Origin of the sequence: Ralstonia sp. ASV6 (genome assembly GCF_016429285.1) — a bacterium.
In the GTDB taxonomy this organism is placed as follows: Bacteria; Pseudomonadota; Gammaproteobacteria; order Burkholderiales; family Burkholderiaceae; genus Ralstonia; species Ralstonia flaminis.
Genome location: NZ_JAELUI010000024.1, coordinates 1 through 13,821, shown reverse-complemented (window position 1 = coordinate 13,821; position 13,821 = coordinate 1). Strand labels below are relative to the sequence as shown.

Below are 13,821 nucleotides of genomic sequence, written 5' to 3'. Positions count from 1 at the left end.
TTTTCTATCGTGTGGACGGTGCTTAGTGACGTCCAGTGCTGCCGAAACCGCCAGCACCACGGTCGCTCTCGGCAAAGTCGTCGACGATGTTCAGTTCGGCCTGCACCACCGGCACGATCACGAGTTGTGCAAGGCGCTCCATCGGATTGAGCACGAATGCCGTGCTGCCACGGTTCCACGTGCTCACCATCAACTGGCCCTGGTAGTCCGAATCGATCAGGCCGACCAGGTTGCCGAGCACGATGCCGTGCTTGTGGCCCATGCCCGAGCGCGGCAGGATCAGCGCCGCATAGCCGGGGTCAGCCAGGTGGATGGCCATGCCGGTCGGGATCAGGTGCGTGGTGCCGGGTTCGATGGTGAGCGGGGTGTCGATGCAGGCGCGCAAGTCCAGGCCGGCGCTGCCGGTGGTGGCGTACTGCGGGAGCTGTTCGTGCAGGCGGGCGTCGAGGATCTTGACGTCGAGTTTCATGCGGGGCAGGCCGAAGAGGAGGTGACAGAAGCCGGAGATGGTAGCGCAAACGCCTCGGCCAGCAGCTCGTACGAGCGCAAGCGGGCTTTGTAGCTGGGCGCGACGGTCAGCACGATCAGCTCATCGGCGACGAAGCGGTCCTTGAGGGCATGCATCTCGTCGGCAATCGATTCTGGCGTGCCGATGATGCTGCGTGGCCGTTCGCGCATGACGATGGCCTGATCGCGCTCGGTATAGACGTGGGCTTCGCCTTGCTCGACGGTCGGGATGGGGCCGTTGGCGCCGAGCGCCATCTGCAGGCGGCGCAGGTCGACGGCAGCTTCATAGCGGCGCGCTTCGGCTTCTGTGTCCGCAGCAATCACGAAGACAGCGGCTGCACTGTACGGGCGCGCGTCATAGTTCGGTTCGAAGTCCGTACGGTACTGCTGCGTGACGATGTGGCCGACGTGCGGGTTGATGAAGTGCGCGAAGGCGAAGCGGATGCCCAAACGCGCGGCCAGTGCACCGCCAAAATCGCTGGAGCCGAGCATCCACAGCTCGGGCTTGGTGTCGATCTCGGGCTGCAGGAGCACGCCATACGCGGGGTGATCGGACGGCAGCGTGCCGGTCATATGCCAGATCAGTTCCTGCACCTGCTGCGGGAAGATGTCGCCGCGGTTGTAGTCGCCCATGGCCACGGCTTGCGCGGTACGCATGTCGCCGCCGGGTGCGCGGCCGACACCGAGGTCGATGCGGTTCGGGAACAACGCTTCCAACAGGCGGAACTGCTCGGCCAGCTTGAACGGGCTGTAGTAGGGCAGCATCACGCCGCCGGAGCCTACGCGCAGGTGCTTCGTGGCGCTCGCCACACGCGCGATCATGACCTCGGGTGCGGGGTTGCTGACGCCGCGCAGGCCGTGGTGCTCTGCGCACCAGTAGCGCGTGTAGCCGAGCGAATCGGTGAGTTGCGCCAGGTCCACTGTCGCAGCAATGGCGTCGCGTGCGCTGTGGCCGTAGATGACGGGGCTCTGGTCGAGAACGGAGAGTCGGATTGGCGTGCTCATGACTGCACCCCATGCAGGCGATCGGCAATGGCGGCAACGATCTGGCGTGCCAGCGTCAGCTTGTCGGCGCGCGGCAGGCGCGTGATGCCGCTGGCATCGAAGAGCGCGACTTCGTTGTCGTCGCGGCCAAACGTCTGGTGGCCAAGGTTGCCGACCAGCAGCGGAATCCCTTTCTTCTGGCGCTTGGCCTCGCCAAATTCTTCCAGTCGCTCGGTCTCGGCAGCAAAGCCGACGCAGAACGGCGCATTCGCACGGTGGGCGACGGCGGCGAGGATGTCCGGGTTCTGCGTGAACGTGAGCGTCGGCACGTCGGTGTCGTTCTGCTTCTTCAGCTTCTGGTCGGCAGCCTGCACCACGCGCCAGTCGGCCACCGCAGCCACGGCGATGAAGATGTCGTTCTTCGTGGTGTCCAGCTCGCGCATCACCGCATCGTGCATCTGCTGGGCGGTCTGCACATCAATGCGCAGCACGCCGGCGGGCGTGTTCTGGTGACAAGGCCCGGCGACGAGCGTGACTTCCGCACCCGCTTGCGATGCGGCGCGCGCCAGCGCAAAGCCCATCTTGCCGCTGGAGAGATTCGTGATGCCGCGTACGGGGTCGATCGGCTCGAAGGTCGGGCCGGCAGTCAGCAGCACACGGCGGCCGCGCAGCAGCTTGGGGCTAAAGAAGCCGATGAGCTGTTCGACGATATCTTCTGGCTCCAGCATGCGGCCGTCACCGACTTCGCCGCAGGCCTGGTCGCCAGCATCGGGGCCAAGCAGGGTGACGTCGTCTGCGCGCAGTTGGGCGGCGTTGCGCTGCGTAGCGGGCGCGGCCCACATCTGCCGATTCATGGCGGGGGCCACGAGCAGCGGGCAATCACGTGCGATACACAGCGTAGAGAGCAGATCGTCGGCCATGCCGTGCGCGAGCTTGGCGAGGAAATCCGTCGACGCTGGGGCGATGACGATGGCATCGGCCTCGCGCGAGAGGTCGATGTGCGGCATGTTGTTGCCGATCCGGTTGTCCCATTCCGACGTGAAGACCGGGCGGCCGGAAAGTGCCTGCATCGTCACCGGCGTGATGAAGTGCGTGGCGGCGTCGGTCATCACCACCTGCACGGTGGCGCCTGCCTTGGTCAGCAGCCGGACCAACTCGGCCGACTTGTAGCACGCGATGCCGCCGGTCAGACCGAGAACAAAGTGTTTGCCTTGCAGTTCCATAAAAACCCGCTTGGGAATGCGATTGACGCAATGTGCGTGGGCAGGATACAACCCGGTGCCCGGGTCGCCTGCTGAACAGTGGCGATGATACCGGCTTGGCTTCAGGCGCGTCCGGCGCCCCGATTTGTCCTCAAATGCTTATTCTCGATATGGTTTTCTGTCGTTCAGCAGTTCGCAACGTATTGGCTGTGATTGGCGCCTGCGCCATCGTGGCGGTGGTGGTTGGGGCCGCGCTCGTGCGCGAGTCCAAGGCTTGGTTGCGGGAGGAATCCGTGCCTGCCCACGCGGACGTGATCGTTGTGCTGGGCGGGGAATCGGGCCAGCGCGTGATTGGCGCAGCGGAGCTGTTCCATGCTGGCGTGGCGCCGCGTGTGTTTGTGAGCGGCGAGGGCGATTGCCTATTGATCGAGCGCCGCCTAGTGATGGCTGGTGTGCCGGCTGACCGTATCGGCCACGAATGCCAATCCGGCAGCACGATGGAAAATGCGCAAATGACGCGCCAGACACTGGCCGGCAATCCCGTGCACAGCGCTGTGCTGGTCACAAGCTGGTACCACACGGGTCGTGCGTTGAAGGTGTTCCGCCAGGTCTGGCCGGAAGTGACGTGGGGTGTGCGCGGCGTATTCCCCGGTGACACGCTCACCAAGTCGTTCCCGATCTACGAAGCCGGGACGATTGTGGCGGAGTACATCAAGCGGGCGTGGTACGCCGTGCGCTATTGAGGATTGAAGGCTATTGAGCCGGCATGGGCCGCGCATTGGCGGCCAGGTCGGCAAGCGTCGGCACAAAGCGGATCGTGTCGCGCTTGTTGGACTCGCGCACCCAGTCGCGCAGCGCGCTGCTGGCGTCCAGGTGTGCTGAGATGTCGCCCACCACGGCGAGCTTCAGCCGGTAGTTGGTGATCTTCTGCGCGATGCCGCCAGCCAGACCGGAGCGCAGCGCAAAGAACGCTGCGTCCAGCCGGTCAACGGGCACGGCGACCATCGATGCGCCGTGGCCCAGGGCTTCGCCAATCAGGTAGTCCAGCGCGTCCTGCTCGCTGGCGATGCGCGGGCCGTCCTGGCTGAGGCACAGCACCGCTTCACCGTTCCACTGCTGAAGTTCGGCCATGGGGCTCAGCGACGCACGCGCCGCAGTTCATCGATGATCAGTAGCACCGCGCCGATGCAGATACCGCAGTCCGCCACGTTGAAGGCGGGCCAGTGGTAGCCATTCAGGTGGAAGTCGAGAAAGTCCACTACATGGCCGTAGATGACGCGGTCGATCACGTTGCCCAGCGCGCCGCCCAGGATCAGCGCCAGCGCGAAGCAGAACATCTTCTGCCCGCTGTGTCGCTTGAGCAGCCAGATGATGAACACCGCTGCCGCCACGCCCAGACCCGTGAAGAACCAGCGCTGCCAGCCGCCGGCCGCCGCCAGGAACGAGAACGCCGCGCCCTTGTTATAGGCCAGCACCAGGTTGAAAAACCCGGTGATGGGGCGCGATTCTCCCCAGACAAAGGTCTTGCTGATGGCAACCTTGGTCAACTGGTCCAGCAGGATCCAGATGACAGCGAGGCCCAGCCATGGGCCAACGCCGTGACCACCGCTGCTGCTTTTCTTCAACCCGACCGCTTTGCTCTTGCCGTTGTTGCCGCCGTTACGAGCCGCCATCACGCAGCGCTCCGTTGTTCACCAGCGCCGAACAGGTTGTCGGTGCAACGGCTGCACAGTGTCGGGTGCGCGGCGTCATGGCCGACGTCGGCACGATAGTGCCAGCAGCGCTCGCACTTGGCGTGCGCAGACGGCACCACGCTGATGAGCAGATCGCCACCCTCCGGCGCGCGCTCCAGTTTGGCGGCTGATGTGATCAACACAAAGCGCAGGTCGTCGCGCAGGCTGGCCAGTGCGTCGTACACCGAGTCGCCGGCCGAGACGGTCACTTCCGCCTGCAGCGACGAACCGATTTTGCCGTCCACACGCAGCGTTTCCAGTTGCTTGGTCACTTCGCCACGCACGTTGCGGATGGCAGCCCACTTCTCCAGCAGGGCGCTGACGCCTTGCGGCAGCGGAGCGTTGTAGTAGGTGCTGGTGAAGATGGTGTCGGTGTGCTCCGTGCCGTGCGCGAAGACTTGCCATGCTTCTTCCGCCGTGAACGACAGGAACGGCGCCATCCAGTGCAACATCGCTTGGGTGATGTGATACAGCGCGTTCTGGGCCGAGCGGCGCGCCACCGAATCGGGCGCCGTGGTGTACAGGCGGTCCTTCAGCACGTCGAGGTAGAAGCCGCCCAGGTCTTCCGAGCAGAACGTCTGCAGCTTGGCGACCACTGGGTGGAACTCGTACACGTCGTAGTGCGACAGGACTTCCTTCTGCAGCGCGTCCGTCATCGCCACGGCGTAGCGGTCGATTTCGAGCCATTGCTCGGTCGGCAGCGCGTGCTTGGCGTGGTCGTAGTCCGTCAGGTTGGCGAGCAGGAAGCGCAGCGTGTTGCGGATGCGGCGATAGCCTTCCACCACGCGCTTCAGGATCTCGTCCGAGATGGCGAGTTCGCCCGAGTAGTCGGTCGAGGCCACCCACAGGCGGATGATCTCGGCGCCCATCTTGTTGGCGATTTCCTGCGGCGCGATCGTGTTGCCGATCGATTTCGACATCTTGCGGCCTTCGCCATCCACCGTGAAACCGTGCGTGAGCAGCCCCTTGTACGGCGGCTTGCCGTACAGCATCGAGGCCGTCAGCAGCGACGAGTGGAACCAGCCGCGGTGCTGGTCCGATCCTTCCAGGTACAGGTCAGCCAGGCGACCGTCCGGCAGGTCAGCCGAGGCGTCGTACAGGTCCGCTGCGTGCGAGCCGCGGATGACATGCCAGTGCGTCGTGCCCGAGTCGAACCACACGTCGAGCGTGTCGCGGTTCTTTTCGTACATGTCGGCGTCATCGCCGAGCAGTTCGCGCGGGTCGAGCGTCTGCCAAGCTTCGATGCCATCTTTCTCGATGCGCTGGGCAACTTGCTCCAGCAGCTCGGGTGTGCGCGGGTGCAGCGCGCCGGTTTCCTTGTGCACGAAGAAGGCCATCGGCACGCCCCATTGACGCTGGCGCGAGAGCGTCCAGTCCGGGCGGTTGGCAATCATGTTGTGCAGGCGCTGCTTGCCCCACGACGGATAGAACGCGGTGGCGTCGATGCCAGCCAGCGCCGTTTCGCGCAGCGTGCCGTTGCCGTCGTTGGGCTGCACGTCCATGCCCGCGAACCACTGCGAGGTGGCGCGGTAGATGATCGGCGTCTTGTGGCGCCAGCAGTGCATGTAGCTGTGCGGGTGCTTGTGCGCGTCGAACAGGTTGCCCGAGTCACGCAGCACTTCGACGATCTTCGGGTTGGCATCCCAGATCATCTGGCCGCCGAACAGCGGCAGCGTCGATGCGTACACGCCGTTGCCCATCACCGGGTTGATGATGTCGGCGTCGACCATGCCGTGCGCCTTGCACGACTGGAAGTCCTCCACGCCATAGGCGGGCGCGGAGTGGACGATGCCGGTACCGGTATCGGTGGTCACATAGTCGCCCAGGTAGACAGGCGACAGACGGTCATAACCCGCGTCCATCTTGGCGAGCGGGTGGTGGAAGCGCACGCCCGAGAGCGCCGCACCTTCGCACGTGGCCAGCACGGTGCCTTCGAGCTTCCAGTTCTGCAGGCAGGCCTCGACGCGCTCCTTGGCGACGATCAGCAGGCCGCGCGGCGTGTCGACCAGCGCATATTCCACTTCCGGGTGCAGGTTCAGCGCTTGGTTGGAAGGGATCGTCCACGGCGTGGTGGTCCAGATCACGATCCAGCCCGGCTTGGCCTTGAGCACATCCGCGCCTACGTGGAAGGCGCTCGACAGTGCGTCGATGTCGGCAAACGGGAAGCCGACATCGATCGACAGATCAGTACGGTCCGCATATTCGACTTCTGCCTCGGCCAGCGCCGAGCCGCAGTCGAAGCACCAGTTGACCGGCTTCAGGCCGCGGAACACGTAGCCCTTTTCCAGGATCTTGCCCAGCGCGCGCACCTCGTCCGCTTCATTGCGGAAGTTCATGGTCAGGTACGGATCGGCCCAGTCGCCCAGCACGCCCAGGCGCTCAAAGTCCACCTTCTGGCGGGCAATCTGGCCGGTGGCGTAGGCACGCGCCTTCTCCTGCACTTCCTTGACGGGCAGGCCCTTGCCGAATTGCTTTTCGATCTGGATTTCGATCGGCATGCCGTGGCAGTCCCAGCCCGGCACGTAGACGGCGTCCAGGCCCGTCAGGCCGCGCGCCTTGATCACCATGTCCTTGAGGATCTTGTTGACCGCGTGGCCGATGTGCAGGTCGCCGTTCGCATACGGCGGACCGTCGTGCAGGATGAACTTCTTCGCGCCTTTGCGCGCGGCGCGGATCTTCTTGTAGAGCTGCTTGTCCTGCCACTGCTTGACCCATTGCGGCTCGCGCTTGGGCAGATCGCCGCGCATGGGGAAGGGGGTGTCGAGCAGGTTAACCGGGTACTTGCTCTTCTCCGGCGTGGGCTTCTTGGAATCGGACATGGTGTGATGTGAGGCAGATTCGGGCAAATCGGATCGATGCAGCGCCTGTCAGTGCTAGGCGTGCGCGCGGAGTAGCTTCGGGCGGCGAGTGTGTCAGCCGCCTACTGAATTCGGTCGGTGGCGGAGGTGGCGAAATCGCGCCGCAGCGCGGGGGATTCGCCGGCTGCCGGAATCGGCAAGCCGAAGAAGTTGCGCGCGTCCACACAGTCTTGCGCGATGGCGTCTTTCAGCGCATCAAGCGAATCGAAGCGGGCCTCGTCGCGCAGCTTCTTCATGAATTCCACGCGCACCAGCTTGCCGTAGACGCTGGCGTTGTAATCGAAGATATGGACTTCCAACAGCACGCGGCCGGAGTCATCCACCGTCGGGCGCACGCCGATGCTGGCGACGGCCGGCAACGGTTTCTCTGCCAGCCCGTGCACCTGCACCACGAAGATGCCCGACACCGCCGGTTTGCGGTGCGAAATCCGCAGGTTCAGCGTCGGAAAACCCAACGAGCGCCCGAGCTTCTGCCCGTGCACCACGTGCCCGCTGATGGCGTAACCGTGGCCGAGCAGGCGGCGCGCGTGTTCCAGATCACCGGCGGCCAGCGCCTCGCGCACGGCTGAGCTGGAGATGCGGATGCCGGATTCCGACACCGAGCCCATCTGCTCGACCTCAAAGCCGAACTGCGCGCCGGCAGCCTGCAGATAAGTAAAGTCGCCCGCGCGTTTGGCGCCGAAGCGGAAGTCATCGCCCACCAGCAGCCAGCGCGTGTGCAGGCCGTCAACCAGCACATTGCGCACGAACTCGTCTGGCGTCTGCCCTGCGAAGTGGGCGTTGAAGTGCTCCACGACCACGCGATCAACGCCCTGGCGGCGCAGGCTTTCCAGCTTGTCGCGCAGCAGCGCGATGCGGGCGGGCGCACGGTCCGGCATGAAGAACTCGCGCGGATGCGGCTCGAAGGTCATGACCGTGAGCGGCAACCCGCGTGCGTCGGCCGCCGCGCGTGCGCGGGCCAGCAGAGACTGGTGGCCACGGTGCACGCCGTCGAAGTTGCCGATGGTCAGCGCGCAAGGCGCGCGACTCTCGGCGTTGGGCAGGCCGCGAAAGACTTTCACGAGAAGCGTTGGTGGTCGAGGAAAAAGAAGCTGTTTTCGTGCCGGATTGGCGTGGCAATCCGCAAAAATCCAGCAAAACGCACATTATATAAGGGATTGCCCCAGCGCCGTCGGGCGCGGGGCCGAACGGGCAGGGGTGTTGCACAATCATCCGAACGGTGTGCCCGCCCGTTGTAACCTTGCGGCACAATCCGGTATCCGGTTTCTTCCCCGCATTCCTTTGAACGCCCCGTTGCGCATCTTCTTTACCAAGTTTGGGCTTGCCAGCCGCGCGCCGCTTGAACTGGACGCTCGTGCCAAGCTGCTTGCTGCCGTGCATCGCGGCGCCCCTATGGGGATCGCGGCTTCTGTCGTATTGCCCGCCTTGACCGTGGCGGCGTTCTGGACAGATGCCTCGATCCGTCCGGCGCTGCTGGGCTGGTGCCTGATCATGCTGTGCCTGACCGCCTCGGGCCTGCGCTTCTATTTCGGTTATCGCTACGACCTGACCCGCATGACGTTGGCCGCGCACACCCGTAAATGGTGGACGGGCATGCACGTCATGTCGGGCGTGGGCGGGGTGGCCTGGGGCTGCTCGGCGGGGTTGTACCTGATGTCGCCGTCGCTGGAGTTCAGCAGCCTGCTGATGATCGTCATCATCGGCGTGGCGGCGGGGGCGGTGCTGTCGCAGGCGCCGGTGCCGTCCAACCTGCTGATTCTCGGGACGGGCATTTTGGCGCCGCACTTTGTGCTGGCCGAACAGGCGTTTCCGGGACACGGCTTGTATCTGCGCGGCGTGCTGCTGTTCTTCGCGGCGTTCCTGGCCCGGCATGCGGTGAACATTCACAACACGCTGGTGCGCGAAATTCAGCTCGAGAACGAAAGCCGTCAGCTTGCGCGCCGGTATCAGGATGAGAAGCAGCGTGCGCTGTCGGCGTCCGAAGAAAAGTCGCGCTTCCTGGCCGCGGCCAGCCACGACCTGCGCCAGCCGGTGCACGCGATCGTGCTGCTGGTGGAAGCGCTGCGGGCGCGCAACCAGTCGGAATCGCTGGCGCCGCTGGTGGAGCAGCTGGCCTCGGGCGCGGCCACCATCGACCTGCTGTTCCGCTCGCTTCTGGACCTGTCCAAACTGGAGAGCCGCAAGACCTCGCCGACGCTGGAGCCGGTGGACCTGGGAGAGGTCATCACCGAGGTGGTCCAGCAGTTCATGCCCGATGCGCGCGCCAAGGGGCTGACGCTTGCGCAGCGCATTCCGCCGCTACCGGTGTTTGGCATGGCTGAGCCGGTGCTGCTGCGCCGGGCGCTGTTCAACCTGCTGCAGAACGCCCTGCGCTATACCGAGCGCGGCGGCGTCATGGTGGCGCTGCGCGTACGCCAGAAGTACCTGCGGATCGAGGTGTGGGATACCGGTATCGGTATCGCGCCGGAGCACCAGAAAGACATCTTCTCGACGTACTACCAGGTCGAGAACCCGGAGCGTGACCCGAGCCAGGGTCTCGGCCTGGGTCTGTCGATCTACAAGGAATGCGTGCGTTTGCTGCGTGGCACCTTTGGCGTGCGCTCGGTGCCGGGGCGGGGCTCGATGTTCTGGATGGCGCTGCGTCCGGTGCCGGCTGAAGTCAAGGCGCCGCTGGCTGCCCAACCGCGCGCCGAGCAGAAGCGTGCGGTGCTCGATCAGCCGCGCTTCTCGGGCGTGGTGCTGGTGGTCGATGACGATCCTCAGATCCGCAAGGCCTGGCACGCGCTGCTCGAAGCCTGGGGGGTGGAGGTGCACAGTGCCGCCGATGGCACTGCCGCCGATCAACTGCTTGCGAAGGGCCTGCGTCCGCAGATCATCTTCTGCGACCTGCGCTTGCCGGGTAAGGAAGACGGCCTGCAACTGCTGGAGCGCTGGCAGGTCAGCCATCCGGACGCCCATGCGGTGTTGCTCACGGGCGATCGCAACTCCGACGCCCTTGCGCGCGCTGAGGAAGCTGGCTACCTGCTGCTGGCCAAGCCGATGGACCCGAATATGCTGCGCGTGCTGCTCAAACGCTGGCTGCGCGGGCGCGCAGCCGAGCCGCAGATCGCGTACTGAGGGGAAAGGGCTGGATTGGCGCCGTCGTCGATGGCGGCGCCATGAAGATCAGGCGTCAGGCCGCGCCTGTCAGGCGGAAGCGCTCCATACGCGAGATGATCTGGATACGCGTGCGCACGCCCAGCCGCTGCAGGATCGCCGAGACGTGTTCCTTGACGGTGTTCTCCGTCAGACCCAGCTGGCGAGCGATGGACTTGTTCGGCAGGCCCTCAAGCAGCAGCGCCAGCACCGAGCCCTGACGCGGCGTCAGGCCCAGTTCGGCCGGCGTGATGGGGATGCCGTGCGAGGCACTGCCCTTGCCATTGGCGCCGCCCAGATCATCTTCCGACGGGAACGACGAATCCCCGCCGAAAATGCCGGCCACTGCCTTGGAGAACGCATGCGCATCGGCGTGCTTGCCGATGAAGCCGATGGCGCCCAGGGCCTGTGCCTTGGCGACGATTTCGGGGGTGTTCTCGGCTGACATGAAGGCAAAGCGTGCCTCGGGCAACTTGCCGCGCAGCTCGCGCATGGCATCGAAGCCGGTGCAGTCAGACAGCCAAACGTCGAGCAGCACGACATCCGGCCGGACACCGTCATCGACGAGCGCCAGCGCCTGGCGGCGGCCGATGGCCGCGTGCACCTGGACTTCAGGCAAGGCTTGTGCAAGAAACGTGGTCGTGCCAGACAAGGCGAGAGGGTGGTCGTCGACCACCAGCAGGCTACGCAGCGAGCTCGTCATTCTTATTCCCCGGTGAGGGCAGTGCCCTCTTGTTGTTGTAACGCGTGCCGACCCGGCGCGGGCGGTGGCCGTCAAGCTTGGTGCCGATCAGCCGTCACGGTTATCGACCGCACGATGTTGCAGCGCAGGATGATCGTTGGCGAGATATGCGACGGATCACCGCTGGCAGCACCCCGACCCCCGGGTGCGCGGACAATTATGGGGCCGAGATTATCAGACGGCGGCGCAGCGCGCCAACGTCCCTACGCCCGTTTTTATCGGCACGAGAGGGATTTTGCTGAAGCCCGTCGGCTAAATACCACGCTACCGGTAAAAGCGGGCCTGGCACGGCCATGGGGGCGCCACCCAGGGCGTCGTCCGAGGCATCTCACCGGATTTTCTCGGGGGAGTGCGGCGCACTTGATAAAATGCCGCGATGAAAAACATCGTCATTCTCATTTCCGGACGTGGCTCGAATATGGAAGCCATCGTTCGTGCCTGTCAGACCGAGGGTTGGCCGGGGCGCATTGCCGCCGTGATCTCCAACCGCCCCGACGCCGCTGGCCTCAAATTTGCCGCCTCGCACGGCATCGCCACTGCGGTGGTCGACCACAAGGGCTTTCCCGACCGCGACAGCTTCGACACCGCCCTGGCGCAGGTCATCGACGGGTTCTCGCCCGATCTGGTGGTGCTGGCGGGCTTCATGCGCATCCTGACGCCGGGCTTCGTCAACCATTACGCCGGGCGCATGCTGAACATCCATCCATCGCTGTTGCCGTGCTTCCCCGGCTTGCATACGCATGAGCAGGCACTGGCCATGGGCGTGAAGGTGCATGGCGCAACGGTCCATTTCGTGACTGCCGAGCTGGACCACGGCCCGATCGTGCTGCAGGCCGCCATCGAAGTGCGGCAGGGCGACACGCCGGATTCGCTCGCCGGGCGATTGCTGACGCAGGAGCATGTGATCTATCCGCGTGCCGTACGCTGGTTTGTGGAAGGACGCTTGCGCGTCGAGCAGGGCGTGGTCCGGGTTTCGCCGGATGCGTCGCAACTTGTCATTGGCGCCCGCGCCCAGGAGGCAGCATGAGTCAGGATCGTCAGCGTTCGCGCAACGGCGGTGGTAACAGCGGTGGCGGCAACAAGCGCCCCAGTTCAGGTCACGGCGCGGGCGGCGGTGGGTGGTATCGCGCGCCGCAGGGCAAGCCCCAGCAACGCAGCGCCCCGCGCCCGCGCACGGGTGTGCACGGCAGCCATTTCGAGCACCTGGACAAGGTGCTTGCACGCCTGCTGCACTTTGCGGCACCGGCCGACATGGTCGTTAGCCAGTATTTCCGTGAGCACCACGAACTGGGCCATCGCGAGCGCGGCATCATTGCCGAGGCGGCGTTTGCCGTGCTGCGCCGCAAGGTCGAATTCGGCCAGTTTGCCGAGAGCGGCTCCGGCCCGGCGCGTCGCCGCCTGGTGGTGCTTGGCTTGCTGCAGACCGCTGGCCGCGAGGCCATCGCCCCGTTCCTGACGCCGGTCGAGGTCGAATGGCTGGATCGCTGGGAGCTCCGCGATCGCGCTGCCCTGGCGCCACGCGTGCGCGCCAACCTGCCGGACTGGTTGTTCGACGCGCTGGTCGCGCAGCATGGCGCCGACTTTACCGAGGTACTGGCGCAGGCCTGGCTGACACCGGCGCCGCTGGACTTGCGCGTGAACACGCTCAAGGGCGAACGCGATGCGGTGCTTGCCACCTTGGCCGAGGCCGGTATCGAAGGCGCGGCTGCGCCGTTGTCGCCGGTGGGCATCCGCCTGGCGGGCAAGCCAGCGCTGAACAAGCTCGACATCTTCACCAACGGCACGGTCGAGGTGCAGGACGAGGGCAGCCAGCTGCTGTGCCAACTCCTGGCGCCCAAGCGCGGCGAGATGGTGGTGGACTTCTGCGCGGGCGCGGGTGGCAAGACGCTGGCGATTGGTGCGGCGATGCGCTCGACTGGGCGGCTGTATGCCTTCGACGTGTCGGAAAAACGCCTGTCCAACCTGGGCCCGCGCTTGGCGCGCAGTGGCCTGTCGAACGTGCATCCGAGCCGCATCGACAGCGAGCACGATGCCAAGATCAAGCGCCTGGCCGGCAAGATCGACCGCGTGCTGGTCGACGCGCCGTGCAGTGGACTGGGCACGCTGCGCCGCAATCCGGATCTGAAATGGCGCCAATCTGCGCAGGCCGTGGAAGAGATGTCGACCAAGCAGCAGTCGATCCTCGCCTCGGCGGCGCGGCTGCTCAAACCGGGCGGTCGCCTTGTCTACGCAACGTGCAGCGTGCTGGCGCGCGAGAACCAGCAGGTGGTCGAGCAGTTCCTGGCCGCCCATGAAGACTTCGTGCTCGTGCCCGCCGGCGAAGTGCTGGCTGCGCAGAAGATCGCGCTGGAGATGGGCCCGTACCTGGAGCTGTATCCGCACGTGCATCAGACCGACGGCTTCTTCGCGGCCGTGCTGGAGCGCCGCGCATGATATTGCGCCTGGGGTTGCTGTTGGCCACCGTGTTGGCCTTCAGCGCGGGCGGCATTGCACAGGCACGCAACACGCCGCCGGTGCAGCCCGCCAAGGGCACGGTGCAGGCCTACCTGCTCTCGAACAAGGCGATCACGCGGGCGCTGCTGGCCGCGCATCAGCGTGGCGTGGATGTGCGCGTGCTGGCCGACCGTGAGCAGATGATGCGTTCGAACGGCAGCCGAGTC

The 13,821-nt window shown here is 65.4% G+C and carries 12 protein-coding genes and 1 pseudogene; 5 read left to right on the top strand and 8 right to left on the bottom strand.

What is annotated here, in order from left to right; genetic code table 11:
• Positions 1-22: 22 nt before the first annotated feature.
• Genes dut through coaBC form a run of 3 tightly spaced genes read right to left on the bottom strand, consistent with a single transcriptional unit; the run spans position 23 to position 2,714 of the window.
• Positions 23-469 carry a dUTP diphosphatase gene (gene dut / locus JHD73_RS06695; RefSeq protein WP_199029035.1) on the bottom strand — a complete coding sequence of 149 codons (447 nt, stop codon included), beginning with the start codon at positions 467-469 and terminating at the stop codon, positions 23-25.
• On the bottom strand, positions 466-1,512 hold the full coding sequence (locus JHD73_RS06690; protein WP_199029033.1) for an LLM class flavin-dependent oxidoreductase: 1,047 nt from the start codon (positions 1,510-1,512) through the stop codon (positions 466-468). The genes dut and JHD73_RS06690 overlap by 4 nt, the downstream gene beginning before the upstream one ends.
• Positions 1,509-2,714, bottom strand: a complete 1,206-nt coding sequence (coaBC, locus tag JHD73_RS06685; RefSeq protein WP_199029031.1) for a bifunctional phosphopantothenoylcysteine decarboxylase/phosphopantothenate--cysteine ligase CoaBC — start codon at positions 2,712-2,714, stop codon at positions 1,509-1,511. Before coaBC ends, JHD73_RS06690 begins: the two co-directional genes overlap by 4 nt.
• A gap of 149 nt (positions 2,715-2,863) precedes the next feature.
• Between coaBC and JHD73_RS06680 the strand changes: the two genes are divergently transcribed.
• On the top strand, positions 2,864-3,436 hold the full coding sequence (locus JHD73_RS06680; RefSeq protein ID WP_199029084.1) for a YdcF family protein: 573 nt from the start codon (positions 2,864-2,866) through the stop codon (positions 3,434-3,436).
• A gap of 10 nt (positions 3,437-3,446) precedes the next feature.
• On the opposite strand, the gene JHD73_RS06675 is transcribed toward JHD73_RS06680, so the two are convergent.
• The 4 genes from JHD73_RS06675 to JHD73_RS06660 all read right to left on the bottom strand — a co-directional run bounded on the left by JHD73_RS06675 (position 3,447) and on the right by JHD73_RS06660 (position 8,345).
• Entirely contained in the window at positions 3,447-3,824 is a 378-nt protein-coding gene (locus JHD73_RS06675; RefSeq protein ID WP_199029029.1) for a DUF4180 domain-containing protein, read from the bottom strand.
• Between the two features lie 5 nt (positions 3,825-3,829).
• Positions 3,830-4,366: a signal peptidase II gene (gene lspA, locus JHD73_RS06670; protein ID WP_199029027.1), complete on the bottom strand. Its 537-nt coding sequence runs from the start codon at positions 4,364-4,366 to the stop codon at positions 3,830-3,832.
• The gene (ileS, locus tag JHD73_RS06665) at positions 4,366-7,245 is read right to left on the bottom strand and encodes an isoleucine--tRNA ligase (protein ID WP_199029025.1); all 2,880 of its coding nucleotides are present in this window, start codon (positions 7,243-7,245) and stop codon (positions 4,366-4,368) included. The genes lspA and ileS overlap by 1 nt, the downstream gene beginning before the upstream one ends.
• Positions 7,246-7,346: 101 nt before the next feature.
• A complete protein-coding gene (locus JHD73_RS06660; RefSeq protein WP_199029023.1) occupies positions 7,347-8,345 on the bottom strand; it encodes a bifunctional riboflavin kinase/FAD synthetase in 999 nt (332 codons plus the stop codon).
• A 220-nt stretch (positions 8,346-8,565) separates the two neighbouring features.
• Here JHD73_RS06660 and JHD73_RS06655 point away from each other — a divergent pair, with 220 nt between their 5' ends.
• Positions 8,566-10,401 (top strand): hybrid sensor histidine kinase/response regulator, encoded by a 1,836-nt coding sequence (locus tag JHD73_RS06655; protein ID WP_199029021.1) that lies wholly within the window; start codon positions 8,566-8,568, stop codon positions 10,399-10,401.
• A 55-nt stretch (positions 10,402-10,456) separates the two neighbouring features.
• Here JHD73_RS06655 and JHD73_RS06650 read toward each other — a convergent pair whose 3' ends face one another.
• Positions 10,457-11,122 (bottom strand): response regulator transcription factor, encoded by a 666-nt coding sequence (locus JHD73_RS06650; protein WP_199029019.1) that lies wholly within the window; start codon positions 11,120-11,122, stop codon positions 10,457-10,459.
• 415 nt (positions 11,123-11,537) lie between these two features.
• On the opposite strand from JHD73_RS06650, the gene purN reads away from it, so the two are divergent.
• From purN to JHD73_RS06635, 3 genes and pseudogenes are all read left to right on the top strand, one after another.
• On the top strand, positions 11,538-12,188 hold the full coding sequence (gene purN / locus JHD73_RS06645) for a phosphoribosylglycinamide formyltransferase (protein WP_199029018.1): 651 nt from the start codon (positions 11,538-11,540) through the stop codon (positions 12,186-12,188).
• On the top strand, positions 12,185-13,594 hold the full coding sequence (locus tag JHD73_RS06640; RefSeq protein ID WP_199029017.1) for an RsmB/NOP family class I SAM-dependent RNA methyltransferase: 1,410 nt from the start codon (positions 12,185-12,187) through the stop codon (positions 13,592-13,594). The genes purN and JHD73_RS06640 overlap by 4 nt, the downstream gene beginning before the upstream one ends.
• A pseudogene (locus tag JHD73_RS06635) lies at positions 13,591-13,821 on the top strand (phospholipase D family protein); the annotation flags it as partial. The gene JHD73_RS06640 and the pseudogene JHD73_RS06635, both read left to right, overlap by 4 nt.

What these genes read in the sequence shown, in the direction of transcription:
- dut (WP_199029035.1), bottom strand. Translation starts at nt 469, where the DNA reads ATGAAACTCGACGTCAAGATCCTCGACGCCCGCCTGCACGAACAGCTC.
- JHD73_RS06690 (WP_199029033.1), bottom strand. Translation starts at nt 1,512, where the DNA reads ATGAGCACGCCAATCCGACTCTCCGTTCTCGACCAGAGCCCCGTCATC.
- coaBC (WP_199029031.1), bottom strand. Translation starts at nt 2,714, where the DNA reads ATGGAACTGCAAGGCAAACACTTTGTTCTCGGTCTGACCGGCGGCATC.
- JHD73_RS06680 (WP_199029084.1), top strand. Translation starts at nt 2,864, where the DNA reads ATGGTTTTCTGTCGTTCAGCAGTTCGCAACGTATTGGCTGTGATTGGC.
- JHD73_RS06675 (WP_199029029.1), bottom strand. Translation starts at nt 3,824, where the DNA reads ATGGCCGAACTTCAGCAGTGGAACGGTGAAGCGGTGCTGTGCCTCAGC.
- lspA (WP_199029027.1), bottom strand. Translation starts at nt 4,366, where the DNA reads ATGGCGGCTCGTAACGGCGGCAACAACGGCAAGAGCAAAGCGGTCGGG.
- ileS (WP_199029025.1), bottom strand. Translation starts at nt 7,245, where the DNA reads ATGTCCGATTCCAAGAAGCCCACGCCGGAGAAGAGCAAGTACCCGGTT.
- JHD73_RS06650 (WP_199029019.1), bottom strand. Translation starts at nt 11,122, where the DNA reads ATGACGAGCTCGCTGCGTAGCCTGCTGGTGGTCGACGACCACCCTCTC.
- purN (WP_199029018.1), top strand. Translation starts at nt 11,538, where the DNA reads ATGAAAAACATCGTCATTCTCATTTCCGGACGTGGCTCGAATATGGAA.
- JHD73_RS06640 (WP_199029017.1), top strand. Translation starts at nt 12,185, where the DNA reads ATGAGTCAGGATCGTCAGCGTTCGCGCAACGGCGGTGGTAACAGCGGT.